The sequence below is a fragment of the Streptomyces sp. NPDC002926 genome, assembly GCF_053591755.1.
In genome coordinates this window covers 462,060-478,213 of sequence record NZ_JBSFUK010000003.1, presented here as the reverse complement: position 1 = coordinate 478,213, position 16,154 = coordinate 462,060, and the positions used below count along the sequence as shown (strand labels likewise).

Sequence of the window (16,154 nt, the reverse complement as noted above, 5' to 3'; positions counted from 1 at the left end):
ACGGAGGGATCGTGGTCACAGGCATCGGCGCCGTCTCGCCGGCAGGTGTCGGAAGTACGGCACTGTGGGAAGCGGTGTCCGGCGGCCGTGTGGCGACGGGCCCGGTGACCCGGTTCGACGCCTCCGCCTACGCGGCGCGTACAGCGGGCGAAGTCCCGTCGTCCTGCTCGCCGGAACTCGATGCCGCCGTGCCGCCGCACCCCTCGCGCGCGGCCCGCTATCTCGCTGTCGCCACGGCCGAGGCGGTCCGCAGCGCGGCCTTGGTGCCCGGCCGGGTCTCCGGCCGCACCGGTGTCTTCGCCGGCACCGTCATGGGAACCCGTCCGGTACTCGAACACGGGCTCACGGAAAGCTCGTTGACGTTCACCGGTACGGAGTGGGCCGAGCCGGAGCGCCTTCTCGACCTCATACCCGCGGTCGTCGACGTGGACGGCCCCGTGGTCCTCCTCGCCTCGGGCTGCTCCGTGGGCGGGGACGCGATCTCCCGCGGGGCCGCCGCGATAGCCGCCGGTGAGGTCGAAGTGGCCGTCTGCGGCGGGGTGGAGGAGCTTTCGCAGGAGGTCCTGGCCATGTTCACGAGCCTGCGGGCGCTGGCTCCGGATGTGGCCCGCCCTTTCGACGCCGACCGCCGGGGGATGCTGCCCTCCGAAGGGGCCGGTGTACTGGTTCTGGAGAGCGCGGAGCACTGCGCCGCCCGCGGCGGCCGGGCCCGGGCACGGCTGCTCGGCCACGCGTCCGCCGCGGACGCGTACCACCTGACGCGGCCCCGGCCCACCGGCGACGCCGTCGTCGAGGTACTGACGACGTGCCTGAAGCAGGCCGGGCGCACGGCGGAGCAGGTGGACTGGGTATGCGCGCACGGGACCGGGACACCCGTCGGCGACGGCATCGAGGCTCGGGCGATCACCGCCGCTCTGGGCACCGTCCCACGCCGGCCCGTCGTGTCGTCTCTCAAAGGGTCACTCGGCCACCCCCAGGGCGCAGCGGCCGCGTTGGAGGCCGTCGTGGCCGTAAAGGCACTGCGCGCCGGGAGGATCCCGGGCAACGCCACACTCCGGCGGCCGGACCCCGCGTGCTCCGGCATCGACCTCGTCCCACCGCGGGGGCGCACGGCTCCCGTCACGACCGTGGCGAGCCTGACCTTCGGCCTCGGCGGCGGAGTGTCCGCGCTCATGCTGGGCAGTGCGGAGGCCGACGATGCCGCATAGCGCCGGAGTGAGGGTCACCGGACTCGGCGTACGGCTGACAGCGGCCGGGTCACCACAACCGGTCGGCCTGGTCGACTCCCGTACGCCCGACGGCATACGGGCCGGTGAGGACGAGACCGCGCACGCCCTCGCCGCAGCCACCACCGCGGTCTGTGGTCCCGGCCCGGCCACGAGGTTACGGACCGGCACGGTATGGGCGAGCTCCACAGCGGGCCTCCAGGAATACGCGCAGACCTGCGCCGACATCCCCGCGCTGGGGCCCGGGCGGGTGTCACCGCGCCGCGCGGCGCGGTCGGCTTACACCGGACCGGTGACCGCGGTGTCCGTGCGCTTCGGCTTCGACGGTCCCTATCTGAACCTCACCGGGGCACAGGACGCAGGCGCGCACGCGGTCGTCGAAGCCGCCCGCATGATCGAACAGGGCCAGTGCGCACGGGTGTTGGTCGGCGGATCGGCCGCCTGGCCGGCGGTACGTCCCGGCGCGGCCCGGCCACGGTCGGAAGGCGCCGCGTGCGTCGTCCTGGAGAAGCGCCCCGGGGCCGGCGGTGGCACGGACGTCCGGCTGCTGGAGCGGGCCCGTGTCGGCCCCGGCACCGCGGCGCGGGACGACAGCCCGGCCGCCTTCATCAGGGGCTGTCTGGAACGCATGGGCGGCAGGCCACGGCGGGTGGTCCTCTCCGCGGCTGCCGGATCCCACATCCCGGCGGGCGTGGTGTCGCAGCTGTGCGCCGCCCCCTGTCTGGACGTGGAAGCGCGCTGGGGAGATCTCGGCGCCGCCGGCGGTTTCGCCGCGGTGGCCGCCGCGGTCGCCATGTCCACCCGTCGCCTCGAGAAAAGAAATCCGCACATTCTGGTGCTGGCCATCGGCGCGGGCAATGCCGTCGCCATCGAAGTGACATCGCGAAGGGGAGGTCGGTAATGGATCTGGTCGAACGACTGCTGGGCAGGCACATCGAGGCCGGTGGAGGAGAACGGGTCTGCTACGTGGACCCCGACGTCGGTGAGGTCACCCACGCCCGACTGCACGACGCTGCGCGCGCCTACGCCGGTACGCTCCGGAAACTGCGGGTCCCGCCGGGCACCCGCGGTCTGGTGGTGGCCGACGACTCGGTCGCCACCGTGGCCGCCATCCTCGGACTCTGGTGGCACGGGTGCGTGCCGGTACCGGTGAGCCCCGTACTCTCCGACGCCGAGATCCGCTTCATGGCCGCGGACAGCGAAGCCGGATTCGCCCACTTCGACGCCCCGGCAGCGAAACAGCGCACGCTGGAAGAGGAGTTCGCCTCCCTGCCCTTCACAACCGGGGACCAGGGCAGGGCCGTGTTCACGGCCGGCGGGTCCCCGGAGCCGGACCCGGAGTCGTCCCCGGAGCCCGTGCAGTGGCCCGCGGGCCGTCCGGCACTGGTGCAGTACACCTCCGGGAGCACCGGGGCACCCAAGGGTGTCCTGCACGCAGCGACGGGCATCGAGGCCGTCCTCTCCGGAATCGGAAGCACGCTGCGGCTGCGCCAGGACGACGTCGTCCTGTCCACCGCCAAGCTGTCCTTCGGCTACGGCTTCGGGAACTCGGTGCTGCTTCCGCTGGCCGCCGGTGCCCGCACCATACTGCTGCGCGGCTCCGTGGACGCCCATGTGGTCTCCAGCAGCCTGCGCCGACACCGCCCGACCGTGTTCTTCTCGGTGCCCCGGATGTACGCCGCGCTGCTGGCGCTCGCGGACAGCCACGGACCCGAGGGGTTCGCTTCCGTACGACTCGCCGTCACCGCGGGCGAGCACTGCCCCGCGCAGCTCGGCGAGCGGATCCGGAGCACCTTCGGCGTGCCGCTGGTCAACGGGCTGGGGGCCACCGAGGCGCTGCACATCGTCGTCGCGACGCCGCCTTCGCAGATCACGCCGGGCGCGACCGGCCGCGCGGTCCCGGGGATCGAGGTGACGGTGCGGGACGACGACGGGCTCGCGGTCCCCGACGGGACCGAGGGGCGGCTGCACATCGCGGGCCCCTCGGTGGCGCTCGGCTACCTCAACCGGGTCGAGGCGACGCGCCGGACCTTCGCCGAGGGAGGTGCTTACACCAGTGACATCGTCCGGCGTACGGAGGAGGGAGAAATCTGGCACCTGTGCCGCGCCGACGACGTACTGAACCTGGGCGGGTACAAGGTCGCTCCGGGCGAGATCGAGACCGTGGTCCGCGAAACCGACCAGGTCGCGGAGTGCGCGGTGGTCGCGAGCGCCGACGAGCACGGTCTCGAACAGGCCGTCGCCTACGCCGTACCGGTGGCCGGGGCGGACCACGCCACTGTGCGCAAGGCGATCCTGCTGTCGATCCGCAAACGCCTCGCCCCGTTCAAACGCCCCTCCCGGATCGAAGTGATCGACGTCCTGCCCGTCACCTCCACCGGCAAGCTGGCCCGGCACGAGCTGCGTGAGTCGGCGGGTCGCCGATGAGCTGGGACATCACGGGCATCGGTGCCGTCGCCGGCATCGGCAATGACCCGTACGAGATCTTCGACTCGCTGTGCGCGGGACGGAGTGGCCTGGCCCGGCTGCGCGCGTTCGATCTCGACAAGTACCGTGCGCAGCACGCGTACGAGATCGACGACCGCACCGGACCCGGGCACGACCAGCCGTTGCGGGCCACCCGCTGGCTCGAGACCGCGGTGGCGCAGGCCCTGGCCGACGCCGGGCTCGACGAGGACCCGGGCTCCTGCCCCGTACTCGTCGGCACCACCTTGCGCGAGCAGCGCTCGGCAGAGCTGTGGTGGCGGCACAAGATGCCGCTCGCTCCGTCCGACCTGCACTTCGGCACCGCGCTGCGGGAGCGCTTCGGCTCGTCGCAGACCTACACCTTCGCCAACGCCTGCGCCGCCGCGCTGTACGCGCTCGGCATGGCCACCGACATGATCGAACTGGGCCTCGCCGACGCCGTCGTGGTGGCGGGCACGGACTCGATCACCGAGAGCGCCTACGGTGTGCTCGACCGGGTACAGAACGAGACGCCCCGGGCGCTGCGCCCCTTCGACCGGGCACGCAACGGGATGCTCATGGGCGAGGGAGCCGTCGCCGTCGTCGTACAGCGAACGGGAGCCCGGCCGGGCGGAGTTCACGCCGTCCTTCGCGGGGTGAGCATGAACTGCGACGCCAGCCATCCCACCGCGCCCGACCCCAGGACCATCGCGACGGCCGTTCACGATGCGTACCGGCGGGCGGACGTGAAGGCCGCCGACATCGATCTGGTGATGCTGCACGGCAGCGGCACCCAGCTCAACGACGCCGCCGAGGCGACCGCTCTGTCGGACGTGTTCGCCGGCACGGGCGCCGATCCACTGCTGACGGCGATCAAGTCGATGACCGGGCACACCCTCGGCGGTTCCGGTCTGCTCAGCCTCATCATGGCCGCGCTCTCGCTCCACCGGGGCGTCGTACCGCCGGTGCTCGGACTCGACGACCCGATCGAGGAGGCGGCCGGGCTGCGTCTGGTACGCGACCGGGCGGCCACCGCCGAACTGGCCACCGCGCAGGTGAACGCCTTCGGATTCGGCGGGATCAACGCAGTGGCCATCCTGGAGAAGGGGGCGTCATGACACCTGCAACCGCCGTGATCACGGGTGTGGGACTCGCCGTCCCGGGCCTCGACGGGGCCGAGGATCTTCTGCGGCCGCCGTCGGAGGGTGGCGGCTTCGATCCTGCCACCGGGCTCAAGGGCCGGGAGATGCGCCACAAGGACCGCGCCTCGCGGCTTGCGCTGCGGTCGGTCGAGCCGGCGCTGCGCGATGCGGGCCTGCTGGCGGACGACAGCGTGTACGACGGACCCGCGCCGTCCACGGCCGTCCTGGTCAGCACCAATCTCGGAAACCTGGACAGTGTCTGCGACTTCGCGGACACCATCGCCGAACACACCGTCACCGGACTGAGCCCGCTGGGGCTTCCGCACACATCCAGCAATGTGATCGCCGGCTGGGTCGCCATTCGTTACGGGATGCGCGGGCCGAACATCACCGTGTGCAACGGCGGGACGAGCGGAACCGACGCCCTGTACTGGGCCCGGAACCTGATCGCGGCCCGGCGCGCCGACGTCGTCGTCGTGATCGGTGTGGAACCGGACACCGAGCCGGCCGCCCGCCTCCTCGCGGACGGCTCGGACCGGCCGATGCTGGACGGCGCGGCGGCGCTCGTCGTCGAGTCGGCCGAGCATGCCGGGGCCCGCGGCGCCCACCCGCGTGCCGTGCTCACGGAAGTCGTACGGGAGTCCGGCCTGTCGGCCGCGGTGGATGTGGCCCTGAAAGCGCACGCCGGGCCCATCGGGCTGTGGCTCACCGCCCAGGGCACGTCGGTCCCCGCCCTGGCAGGGGCCGCGGACATCGGCGCGGTACCGACGGTGGATCTCGCGGCCCGGCTCGGCCACTGCTCGGGTGCCCTGGGCGTGCTGCAGTGCGCGGCGGGGGTCGTGTATCTCGCCGGCGGCGGAGCCGGCTCGGTCCTGTCGACCAGCAGCGGCCCCGACGACGATGCGGCCACCGCCCTGCTGCTCACCGCCACCGGTGAGGCGTCATGACCGCAGGACACGGCGCAGGGCGCCGGGTCGTCGTCACCGGCCTGGGCGCGATCTCCTGTCTGGGCGCGGGGGTCCCGGCCTTCTGGCGCGGACTGACCGCAGGCGGGAGCCGCCCCGAACCCATGGCCGACCCCGCCGCCCGCATGCGCAACAGGCGGATGTACCTGGTGCCGCAGGCCGATGTGCCCACGGAGCCTGCCCGGTTGGCCCATGTGCCCCTGGCAGCGGGCCCCCGGATGGCGGTGGCCGCGGCCCGCGAGGCGGTCGCCGATGCCGGGCTCGATGCCCGTACGCGGGCCGGGCTCCCCGTCGTCATGGGCGTGGAGATGGGTAACGCGGGGATGCACGAAGGCCGCCGGGCCGGCGGGCCCGGCGGCGCCACGCCCGTCGGCGGCGACACGGCCTGGTCGCCGATGACCGTCACCTCGGCGGCGGTCGGCGCGGCGCTCGGCGCCACGGGAGGCAACGTCAGCGTGGGCAACGCGTGCGCCGCCAGCGGTTACGCCGCCGCGCTCGCCGCCGACATGATCCGCAGCGGGGAGGCCGACATCGTCCTCACCGGCGGCGCGGAAGGCCCCACCCGGGTGGGTATGGGTGTCTTCAACCGTCTGGGCGCTCTCGACTCCGACCGCTGCCGCCCCTTCGACCTGCACCGACAGGGCACCGTCTTCGGCGACGGCGCCGCCATGCTGGTCCTCGAATCGGCGGAGAGCGCCGCACGCCGCGGCGCCACCCCGTACGCGGAACTGGCGGGCGCCGCGTGGAGCTGCGACGCACACCATCCGACGGCGCCCGACCCCAGCGGCACACAGGCGTCCCGGAGCATTCGCCAGGCGCTCACGGAAGCCGGCCTGACCGGCGCGGACATCGGCGCGGTCGTCCCGCACGGCACGGGTACGCCGCTGAACGACGTCGTCGAGAGCCGGGTGCTGAACGAGGTGTTCGGACACCGGAGTCCCCGACTTCCGCTGTTCAGCCTCAAAGCCATGATCGGGCACACCGCCGGGGTCGCCGGCGCCTTCGGCTGCCTGACCGCCGCGCTGCTTCTGCACCACCGCACGGTCCCGGCGAACGCGCCGCTGGACGAGCAGGACCCCGAGTGCCCCGTGTGGCTCCCGCAGAAGGAGTCCGTACCCCTGTCGGGGCGCGCGGTCCTGGTCAACTCCTACGCGTTCGGCGGGAACAACGTGTCCGTCGTGCTCGCCGGGGCGGAGGGAGCCGCATGACCGGTCTCGATGTGCTCGGACTCGGTGTCGTACTGCCCGGTGCGGACAAGCCGGCCGACGCCCTGGCGGTGTCCGCCGCGCCCGCACCCGGCTGGTTCGATGTCACGGCTGCCCTGCCCGGGCGCGGATACAGGCGACTGCCCGCCGCCTGCCAGTACTTGCTCGCTGCCGCCGGGAACGCCCTGGACGACGCGGGCGCGGCACCGGCCTCGACCCCGGCCGAACGGCTCGGTGTCGTCGTCGGCACCAACAACGCCGGTATGGCGCTGATGGACGAGCAGGACCGCACCATCCTCGACCTGGACGCGGACGGGATCAGCCCGATCACCGCGCCCTATTTCGCGATGAGTCTGTTCGCGTCCCGGCTCGCCGTTGAACACACGATCCACGGATTCACCCTCACGACGAACTCGCCGCGGACCGCGGGTTTCGACGCGGTCCAGGCCGGCGCTCGCGCGCTGGCCTGCGGCCGGGCGGACCTCGTCATCGTCGGCGCGACCGAGGAAACACTGCCGGACAGCGAGCCGGGCGCCGAAGGCAGTGACATCGGTGCCGTCGCCCTGGTCTGCGCCCGGGCCACGGGCGCGCCCGACCCCGCGGCCTACGGCACCTGCCATATGCGTAACGCCTTCCTCGCTCCCGGTGTCGCGCCCGCCGTCGCGCTCGACGAAACCTGGGCGGCGCTGACCGCCGACGGGCCGCGGCCACGCCACGTGCACGCGGTTCTCGACGACTCGCCCACGGGCCGGGCCGTCCTCGACTGGGTGGACGGCAAGGCGGCCGAGGTGTCCGTCTTCCCGGCGGGCCCCGGCTGTCTGTCGCCGATGCGCCATGTGGCCGCGCTGCTCGGTGCCGGTGGCGGTCCCGACCGCGTCGTCGTCACCGCCGCGGCCGAGGGCAACGTGGCGTTCCTGCGACTGACAAATGTCCCTGACAACCACCCTCAGCTGCACGGGAGTCGGTAATGATTACTGAGATCCAGGGGTCCTGGTCCCTCGTCCTCGGCGTGTCCAGTGGCTTCGGACGGGCGACAGCACGCGCGCTCGCTGCCCGCGGCGGAAACATCATCGGAGTCCACTTCGACACCTCCGACGGAGCTGAGGCCGCGGTGAAGTTCGCCGGTGAACTGCGCGACCTCGGGGTGTCCGCCCACTTCTTCAACCTCAACGCGGCCAGCGCCTCCACCCGTTCCGAGGTGATTGCCCAAGCCGCCGAGCTGACGGGCGCCCAAGGGGTGCGGATCGTCCTGCACTCGCTCGCCTTCGGCTCACTGCTGCCCTTCGTACCCACCCCCGAGAAGCCGGAGGTGATCACTTCCCGGCAGATGGCGATGACTGTCGACGTCATGGCCCACAGCCTCGTGTACTGGGTCCAGGACCTTCTCGCGGCAGGACTTCTGCCCCGTGGAGCGAAGATCTACGGCATGACCAGTGCGGGCAGCACCCAGGTCCTGGACAGCTACGGCGCGGTCTCCGCGGCCAAGGCCACGCTGGAGGCTCATCTGCGCCAGCTCGCCGCGGAACTGGCCCCGCGCGGTGTGGCGGTCAACGCGCTGCGGGCCGGCACCACCCTGACGCCCGCCCTCGACAAGATCCCGAACAGCGCCGAGTACGCCGAACTGTGCCGCGCGCGCAATCCGCACGGGCGGCTCACCGAGCCGGAGGACGTCGCAGAGGCGATCGTCCTGCTGTCGATGAGCGATTCGTCCTGGCTCACGGGCAACGTGATCGGCGTCGACGGCGGCGAACTGCTCACCGCATGACGTCCCACCGCACGACTGCTCACCGCATGACCGGTCAACCCATGACCGCTCACCGCACCACCGCCGTCCCGGCCGGGGCGGAAACGCACCTGCACACCTCCGCGAAGGGAACCACACCCATGTCCGAGAACACCACGTCCATCGCCGGCCTCGACCTCGACGAGCTGCGCACGATCGTCGCCGACGCCCTCGAACTCCCTACGGAGGAAGTCACGGACGAGGCGCACTTCGTGAACGACCTCCAGGTGGACTCGCTGATGGCTCTCGAGATCGTCGTGAATCTGGAGAAGCGATACGGCATCAAGGTCGCCGAGTCCGACTTCAAGGAGCTCACCAACCTGCTCCAGGTCCACGGACTCGTCGAATCCAAGCTCAAGGAACAGGCCAACGCCGCCTGAGCGACGGGCCTCCTCACGGGCGGTGGGCCCGGCACTTCGCACCACACCGGGCCCACGCCCCGGAGCCGCCCCCGGCCCCCGTCCCTCTCCCACCCAGCCAACCGAAAGGCACTGACATGTCAGACAGTCACCGTCCTGTCGCCCTCGTCTCCGGCGGCTCCCGGGGCATCGGGCGGGCCGTGGTGATCCGGCTCGCCCGGGACGGCTACGACGTGGCGTTCTGCTACCGCTCCGACGCGGAGGCCGCCGACCAGGTGGTGAAGGAAGCCACCGAACTCGGAGCACGTGTGGCCGCCCGCCGGGTCGACGTCGCGGACCCGGCCGCGGCCCGCGCCTTCGTGGAGCTCATGGAAGCCGAACTCGGACCCCTGGACGCCGTCGTCACCTCCGCGGGCGTCACCCGTGACAATCCGCTCGTCCTGATGCGTGACGAGCAGTGGCGGGACGTCATCGCCACCAACCTCGACGGTACGTACAACATCTGCCGGGCCGCGGTCTTCTCCCTGATGAAGCGGCGCACCGGGACGATCACCACCCTGTCCTCGGTCGCCGGGGTCCACGGCAATGCCACCCAGTCCAACTACTCGGCGTCCAAGGCGGGCATCATCGGCTTCACCCGGGCACTCGCGAAGGAGTGCGGCAAGTACGGAATCCGCGTCAACTCGGTCGCGCCCGGACTCATCGAGACGGACATGACCGCGGCGCTGTCCGGCGAGGCCAGGGAGCGCATTCTGGGGAAGATCCCGTTGGCCCGCTTCGGTTCCCCGGACGACGTCGCCGACCTGGTGTCCTTCCTGGTCTCCCCGCGTGCGGGCTACATCAGCGGCCAAGTGCTCGGCGTGGACGGCGGGCTGGTCGTCTGAGCCCCGCACCGGCCCGCTTCGAGGAGATCCCGTGAGCAAGCAGCTGATGGCGGTGTGCGCCGCGCCCCTGGTCGCGACCCGTGCGGCGTACTCCGCTTTCCATCCACCCCGTACCGCGCAACGGCGGAGACCGGACCAATTCGGTCTCCACGCCGAGGAGTTGACCATCGCCGCCCCCGGCCGCACCCGCCTCAGCGCCTGGCTGTGCCGGGGGGACCCGGGACGGGTGGTGCTTCTCGGTCACGGCCTCGGGCTGGAGAAGTCCCGCAGTCTGCCGTACGCCCGCTTCCTTCACCGGGGCGGATACACGGTGCTGCTCTTCGACTTCCGCAATCACGGTGACAGCTCCCAGGACCGCGGTTTCGCGGGATTCGACCGGCGTTTCGCCCAGGATGCCGTCGCGGCGGCCACGCACCTCCGGGCCATGCCGGAATTCGCCGAAGCCCGCCTGGCTCTCTACGGATTCTCGCTGTCCTCGTTCGCGATGCTGCGCGCGCTCGCCCCGTTGCACGGCGCGGTCGACGCCGTGGTGTGCGACAGCGGCCCCGCCTGCGATCCGCCCGCGATCTCCCCGAACCTGCTGCGATCGGGGCTGCTGCCCGTCCCCGCCGTCATGCGGGAAGCCCCTGCCCGGCCCGTGGTGGAGTACGTGTTCCGCATGCTCAACCACATCACGATGGGCGCCTCGGGCGACTGGCCCCCGACGCCGGACCGGCCGGCCTACGCCACCACCCCGATGCTGTTCATCGCCGGCGGCGCGGACTCCGTCGTTCCCGCCGACGAGATCCTGCGCCTGGCGCGCCCGTACCCGCGCGCCGAGACCCTGGTCGTTCCCGGTGCGAAGCACCTGCGTGCGATGTGGGCCGACAAGGAGCGGTACACGTCGACCGTCCTCGAATTCCTCGAGCGTTGCCTCGACCCGACGAAAGCGATGCGCTGATGCGACTGGGCCTGAACCTGCGCTACTTGGGAAACCTGGGCGCGGGACCCGACCCCAAAGCCTCGGCACTCTACGTCCAGGAGGCCGAGCAACTCGGCTTCTCCGTGGCGTGGACGGCCGAGGTGTTCAGCTCCGACGCGGTGTCCCTGCTCGGCTGGCTCGCCGCGCACACCAGCAGGATCGACCTCGGCACCGCGGTGATGCAGATCCCGGCCCGCACCCCCACCATGACGGCGATGACCGCAGCGACCCTCGACATCATCTCCGGCGGTCGCTTCCGGCTCGGTCTCGGCGTCTCCGGGCCACAGGTCTCGGAAGGGTGGCACGGCGCCCGGTTCGACCGGCCGCTGGCACGCACCCGCGAGTACATCGACGTGGTGCGCCTCGCACTGCGCCGGGAGGACGTCGCGTACGACGGCGAGTACCACCGACTGCCCCTGCCGGACGGGCCCGGCAAGGCGCTGCGTCTTGGGACCCGCCCGCTCCGCAAGGACGTCCCGGTGTATCTGGCAGCTGTGGGGCCACGCAATACGACGCTGGCCGGGGAGATCGCGGACGGCTGGCTCTCGGTGTTCTTCCAGCCGGAGTCCGGCGGCCTGCACCTGGCGAATCTGCGCGCCGGACGGGAGAAGCGCGGCAAGGACCTCACCGGGTTCGACGTCGTCGCGACGGTGCCCGTCGTGGTGGGCGACGACCTCGCGGAGTGCGCCGACCGGGTCCGGATGTACACCACCCACTACCTCGGCGGCATGGGGTCACGCGGGCAGAACTTCTACAACAGCCTTGCCGTCCGCCTCGGTTACGCGGATGCCGCACGCCGCGTACAGGAGCTGTACCTGGCCGGCAAACCACGCGAGGCGGCGGCGGCCGTACCCCAGGAGTTCCTGGAACGCACCGCGCTGCTGGGCCCGGTCGACCGGATCGCCGACGGCCTGCGCGCCTACGCCGAAGCGGGCGTGACGACCCTGTCCGCCATGATCTTCCCCGAGAACACGACCGACGGGGTACGCAGTCTGCGGGCGATCACCGAGGCATTCGAGAAGTCGGGGGCCGGCGGGTGATACCCGGCCTTCCGCACCACGCACCGTCCGGGAAAGGACTCCCCTCGTGTACGACGTCATAGTGGTGGGCGCACGGTGCGCCGGGGCCCCGACGGCCATGCTCTTCGCCCGGGCCGGCTACCGCGTCCTGATGGTGGACAAGGCCCGCTACCCCCGCGACACCATGTCCACCCTCTACATCCATCAGCCGGGTGTCGCCCTGCTCCAGCGGTGGGGCATCCTCGACGCGGTCACGGCCACCGGCTGTCCGCCGATGGAAAAGGCCCGCCACCAGGTGGCGGACGTCCGGCTGGAGGGGTGCTCGTGGCCCGTCGACGGAATCAGCGCCGCCTACGCGCCCCGCCGCTATCTGCTGGACCGGATCCTCGCGGACGCGGCTGTCGCGGCCGGCGCGGAGTTCCGGGAGCAGTGCACGGTGGACGACCTCCTCTTCGAGGGGGACCGGGTGGTCGGGGTCGGTATCCGGACCGCGGCCGGACGGTCCGAGGAACGCGCCCGGCTGGTGGTCGGTGCGGACGGCATGCGGTCCAAGGTGGCGGCGCTGGCCGGTGCACCCGTCGTCTTTGAAGACCCTCTGCTGACGTGTGTCTACTACAGCTTCTGGTCGGGTCTGCCGACCGGCTTCGAGGTGTACCAGTCGACCGGACGGTGGGCGGGTTTCGTGCCCACCAACGACGGGCTGACGCTCGTGGGAACGTACTTCCCGCAGTCCGAGTTCGACACCGTACGGGCGGATGTCCGGCGGGCGTTCCTCGGCAATGTGGCCGCCGCCGCGCCCGGTCTGGACGAACGGCTGGCAGCCGCCACCCAGGAGGACCGGCTCTACGGAACCGGTGACCAGCGGAATTTCTTCCGGCAGGCATCGGGCCCCGGCTGGGCGCTCGTGGGCGACGCGGGCCACCACAAGGACTCGATCACGGGCAAGGGCATCACCGACGCCTTCCGGCAGGCGACGGCCCTGACGGGCTGTGTTGCGGACGGCCTGCAGGACCGGCCCCGGCTGGACGCCGCGCTGCGTCAATATGCCGTCGAACGCGACGAGTTGGTCATGGACGGCTACCGGGACACCCTCGCGGTGGCCGAGCTCCGGCCGAATCGCCGACTGGCGCTGATGCGCGCCATCGCGGACGATCCGGTGATGATCGAGCGTTTCTTCTCGACCGTCTCCGGAGCGTGCCCGTCCAGTGAACTGATCACTCCGGAGTGGCGAGCACGGGCTCGGGCCTGACCGGCTGCTTCACCACGGGACCTCCACCGGGCCGCTGTCGCGGCCCGGTGGATCCGTGTCAGAGGCCGAACACTCCAGGGTCCGAGGCCACGGCGCGGAAGTACTCGCGCGGGTCGGCGACCAGCTTGCGTGCCTTCAGGTCGAGCAGACCGCCGACGTTGAAAACCTCGGCAACCAGGGTGTTGTCGTCCGTACGGTGGAAGGTCTGCTCCACCCGGAACGACTTGCCCTCCCCGAAGATGAAGGCGCAGGTGATGTCGACATCATCACCCGCGACCACCTCGCGGTGGTACCGGATCGTGCTCTCCAGGTTGATCGGGCCGACGCCCTTCGCCAGCAGTGCGTTCTGCTCGATTCCGGCGGCCCGCAGCAACTCCCAGCGCGCGTGCTCCGCATGCTGCAGATACACATTTCCATTGAGGTGCCCCTGGGCATCCGTCTCGTAACCGCGGACGGTAACTCGCACAGTAAACAGGTCTGCCATGAAAATCCCTTCAGAAGGGCGCCATCAAGCGCCTTATGCAAGGTAACGGGCCACTTCCACCCGCGAATTGATGTCGAGCTTCCGGAATATCACTCGCAGGTGATAGTTCACGGTGTGCGGGGACAGGCTTACCCGCCGGGCGATCTGGCGATTCGTCAGCCCGTCGCCGACCAGATGAGCGATGGCCCGCTCGGCCTCGGTGAGGGCATCCCACCCGGGAGGCGTCTCCACGAGCGGGCGGGCCGGAGCCGGTGCCGGAATCGGAGCTGCCGGGAGACTGTTGTCCCTCAGCAGGTCACGCACCCGGTCCGCGTCCGCCTTCGCCCCGATCTGCTCGAACCTGTGCAGGGCTGCCTGCAGGCAGCCCTGAGCCAGTGCCCCGTTCCTGCCCTCGTCCGCGGAGAACAGCACACCGAGATCCTCTTCCGCCAACGCTCCGGAGCAGGGGCTGAGATGCTCCCTGGAGGCTCGGCGCAACGCGGCGGCGTCCCGCTCCAGGAGTCCCCGGGCATGCGCCGCCGAGACACGCACCGAGTGGTGCTCGGTATTGGCGGCCGCGAGCGCCTCCACCGAGGCGACCACGGCCGCCGCGAGCGGCGCGTCGTCGGCGGCGAGAGCCAGTCTGACGAACCATGGCGCGGCGCCCGGTTCCTCGACGAACAGTTGCCGCTGCGTCAGCAGATCCGCGTACTGGGTGGTGAGCAGCTCGGCCGTCCGCCGCGGGCCGAGCTGGGCCGTGGCCACCAGGCACTCTCCCCAGGAGAAATGGATCGAGGGGAACACCGTGCTGTCCGCGCCCACCACAGCCCGGGTGCGCCACACATAGTCCGCGGCCGATGACAGGTCACCGCGGCGCAGGGCCACCAGGATGAGGACCGCCTGCCCGACGGGGATGACCCAGCTGCTGCCCGCCTCCACGGCGGCGGACAGCCCGGCCTGGGCGGCGTCCTGTGCCTCCTGGAGCCGGCTCGACTGGAGGAGCAACCGGGAACGGGTGATCAGGATCGCCGCCGCGTGGTCCGTGAGCCCCGCCCGCTCGGCTTCCTCCCGGGCAGCCCGTATCAGCAGTTCGGCTTCGTCGAACTGGCCGAGGTCGGACAGTTTGGAGGCCAGTGCGAGTCGTACGTACGGGCGCCACATCGTTGGTGTGGAGCGGCCGATGCGACTCACCGCCTGCCGCCCCCACCGCAGCCCCTCGGTCAGGTTGCCCGCGGACCACTCCAGATTGGAGATCACTGTCGTGGCCGTCACGGCGTCCGCGTCGCCGTCCGCCTCCGTGCGCGAGTCGAGGATCGACCGAGCATTACCCCACACGCGGCGCTCGTCGTCGGCAAACAGAGAGACGATATTGCGGGCAGCGGCGTCGGCCTTCCCCGGTGCGACGGCGTGCGCGCCGGCCAGGATGGCGGTGAGTTCGGTCCGCAGTTCCTCGGTCGAGCCCAGTGTCAGCGGCTCCGTACGCGCACTCCTGGCCAGCAGCAGGGCGGGTACCAGGCGGCCGGTCAGACGCTGTGACACAGAGCCCTGCGCGACAGCCGGCACGGAAGCCGGGACGGGTGGCGTCTTTACGATGGTCACGCCCTGCGACAGCAGGAGTTCGGGTGTGAGCGGCACGTTCGCGCGCCGCTGAGTCCGCAGCGTGTCGATGTCATTGTTCAGAGCGAGCCGCACTGCCGGAGGCAATGCCTCGGCTATCGCCCGCCGGATCAGTTCGTGCTGGAGCACGGCTTGCTCACCGGGGCAGATGAGCAACCCCGCGGCCATGGCCTCGTTCAGTGCGGGCAGTAAGGACGCTGTTGTCTCGCGCTGCATCGCGGCCAGTTCGCCGATCATGAAGGATCCGCCTATTGCGGCGGCGACTTGGATCAGCTGCTGAGATTTCTCCGACAGCTCATTCAGCCAGCGTGAAGCGATTTCTCGGATTCGCTGAGGGATCCGGACGTCAGTGAGGCGGGCCTGTTCGCCGAGGAGCGCAAGGTTTCCTTCTTCCCGTAATCCTCTGACGAGCTCCACAATGAGCAACGGGTTCCCGCCCGTACCCTGGACCATGGAAATGAGGTCCGCATCAGGCTGCGCGCCCAATAACTCGGTCGCCAATTCCATGGATTCTTCGTCGGACAACCGGCCCAACTCGATCCTGGCCACTCGGGCACTCTCGCCCAACAGCCGCCTCACGGTTCGGCTCTCGTGCTGTGCTCGTAGCCCGAGCAGCCAAGTCACTTGAGCATGGCTCCCCGGAGGCTGCGCAGAGAGGACGGAGTTTGTGACTTTGGAGTTCGCGTGGTGGAAATTGTCCACGAGGACAAGCCGCGGTCTCGAAGTCCCGAGGGACCCGGACTCCAGTCCGGCCAGGAACGACTCGATTCGGCGGTTCCCCGATGATCCATCGTGCGGGGAGATCGAGAACGACGAGGTGGCGAACCCGAGTTCCG

15 protein-coding genes are annotated in these 16,154 nt (G+C 71.0%); 13 read left to right on the top strand and 2 right to left on the bottom strand.

Annotated features, from left to right (window positions below; translation table 11 throughout):
- The first annotated feature begins 11 nt into the window (after positions 1-11).
- The 13 genes from ACWDZ6_RS08600 (at position 12) to ACWDZ6_RS08540 (ending at position 13,238) form a co-directional block, all read left to right on the top strand.
- On the top strand, positions 12-1,208 hold the full coding sequence (locus ACWDZ6_RS08600) for a beta-ketoacyl synthase N-terminal-like domain-containing protein (RefSeq protein WP_366731729.1): 1,197 nt from the start codon (positions 12-14) through the stop codon (positions 1,206-1,208).
- On the top strand, positions 1,198-2,127 hold the full coding sequence (locus ACWDZ6_RS08595) for a beta-ketoacyl synthase N-terminal-like domain-containing protein (protein ID WP_451502262.1): 930 nt from the start codon (positions 1,198-1,200) through the stop codon (positions 2,125-2,127). The genes ACWDZ6_RS08600 and ACWDZ6_RS08595 overlap by 11 nt, the downstream gene beginning before the upstream one ends.
- Complete coding sequence (locus ACWDZ6_RS08590) at positions 2,127-3,653, top strand: AMP-binding protein (RefSeq protein WP_451502261.1); 1,527 nt, start codon at positions 2,127-2,129, stop codon at positions 3,651-3,653. The genes ACWDZ6_RS08595 and ACWDZ6_RS08590 overlap by 1 nt, the downstream gene beginning before the upstream one ends.
- Positions 3,650-4,789 (top strand): beta-ketoacyl-[acyl-carrier-protein] synthase family protein, encoded by a 1,140-nt coding sequence (locus ACWDZ6_RS08585; protein WP_451502260.1) that lies wholly within the window; start codon positions 3,650-3,652, stop codon positions 4,787-4,789. Before ACWDZ6_RS08590 ends, ACWDZ6_RS08585 begins: the two co-directional genes overlap by 4 nt.
- Entirely contained in the window at positions 4,786-5,760 is a 975-nt protein-coding gene (locus ACWDZ6_RS08580) for a beta-ketoacyl synthase N-terminal-like domain-containing protein (protein ID WP_451502259.1), read from the top strand. Before ACWDZ6_RS08585 ends, ACWDZ6_RS08580 begins: the two co-directional genes overlap by 4 nt.
- Positions 5,757-6,986 (top strand): beta-ketoacyl-[acyl-carrier-protein] synthase family protein, encoded by a 1,230-nt coding sequence (locus tag ACWDZ6_RS08575; protein ID WP_451502258.1) that lies wholly within the window; start codon positions 5,757-5,759, stop codon positions 6,984-6,986. Before ACWDZ6_RS08580 ends, ACWDZ6_RS08575 begins: the two co-directional genes overlap by 4 nt.
- On the top strand, positions 6,983-7,951 hold the full coding sequence (locus tag ACWDZ6_RS08570) for a beta-ketoacyl synthase N-terminal-like domain-containing protein (RefSeq protein WP_451502257.1): 969 nt from the start codon (positions 6,983-6,985) through the stop codon (positions 7,949-7,951). Before ACWDZ6_RS08575 ends, ACWDZ6_RS08570 begins: the two co-directional genes overlap by 4 nt.
- Positions 7,951-8,748 (top strand): SDR family oxidoreductase, encoded by a 798-nt coding sequence (locus ACWDZ6_RS08565; protein WP_451502256.1) that lies wholly within the window; start codon positions 7,951-7,953, stop codon positions 8,746-8,748. Before ACWDZ6_RS08570 ends, ACWDZ6_RS08565 begins: the two co-directional genes overlap by 1 nt.
- Positions 8,749-8,789: 41 nt before the next feature.
- Positions 8,790-9,146 (top strand): acyl carrier protein, encoded by a 357-nt coding sequence (locus ACWDZ6_RS08560; RefSeq protein ID WP_451502255.1) that lies wholly within the window; start codon positions 8,790-8,792, stop codon positions 9,144-9,146.
- Between the two features lie 116 nt (positions 9,147-9,262).
- Positions 9,263-10,009: a 3-oxoacyl-ACP reductase FabG gene (gene fabG / locus ACWDZ6_RS08555; RefSeq protein WP_366731720.1), complete on the top strand. Its 747-nt coding sequence runs from the start codon at positions 9,263-9,265 to the stop codon at positions 10,007-10,009.
- Between the two features lie 31 nt (positions 10,010-10,040).
- The gene (locus ACWDZ6_RS08550; RefSeq protein ID WP_451502254.1) at positions 10,041-10,949 is read left to right on the top strand and encodes an alpha/beta hydrolase; all 909 of its coding nucleotides are present in this window, start codon (positions 10,041-10,043) and stop codon (positions 10,947-10,949) included.
- Positions 10,949-12,010, top strand: coding sequence for an LLM class F420-dependent oxidoreductase (locus tag ACWDZ6_RS08545; protein WP_451502253.1), 1,062 nt, complete (start codon positions 10,949-10,951; stop codon positions 12,008-12,010). Before ACWDZ6_RS08550 ends, ACWDZ6_RS08545 begins: the two co-directional genes overlap by 1 nt.
- A 46-nt stretch (positions 12,011-12,056) precedes the next feature.
- Positions 12,057-13,238, top strand: a complete 1,182-nt coding sequence (locus ACWDZ6_RS08540) for an FAD-dependent oxidoreductase (protein WP_451502252.1) — start codon at positions 12,057-12,059, stop codon at positions 13,236-13,238.
- A 58-nt stretch (positions 13,239-13,296) separates the two neighbouring features.
- On the opposite strand, the gene ACWDZ6_RS08535 is transcribed toward ACWDZ6_RS08540, so the two are convergent.
- Together ACWDZ6_RS08535 and ACWDZ6_RS08530 are read right to left on the bottom strand one after the other, a co-directional pair.
- Complete coding sequence (locus ACWDZ6_RS08535; protein WP_326653425.1) at positions 13,297-13,722, bottom strand: acyl-CoA thioesterase; 426 nt, start codon at positions 13,720-13,722, stop codon at positions 13,297-13,299.
- A 33-nt stretch (positions 13,723-13,755) separates the two neighbouring features.
- Positions 13,756-15,867: a LuxR C-terminal-related transcriptional regulator gene (locus tag ACWDZ6_RS08530; RefSeq protein ID WP_451502251.1), complete on the bottom strand. Its 2,112-nt coding sequence runs from the start codon at positions 15,865-15,867 to the stop codon at positions 13,756-13,758.
- Positions 15,868-16,154 lie beyond the last annotated feature (287 nt).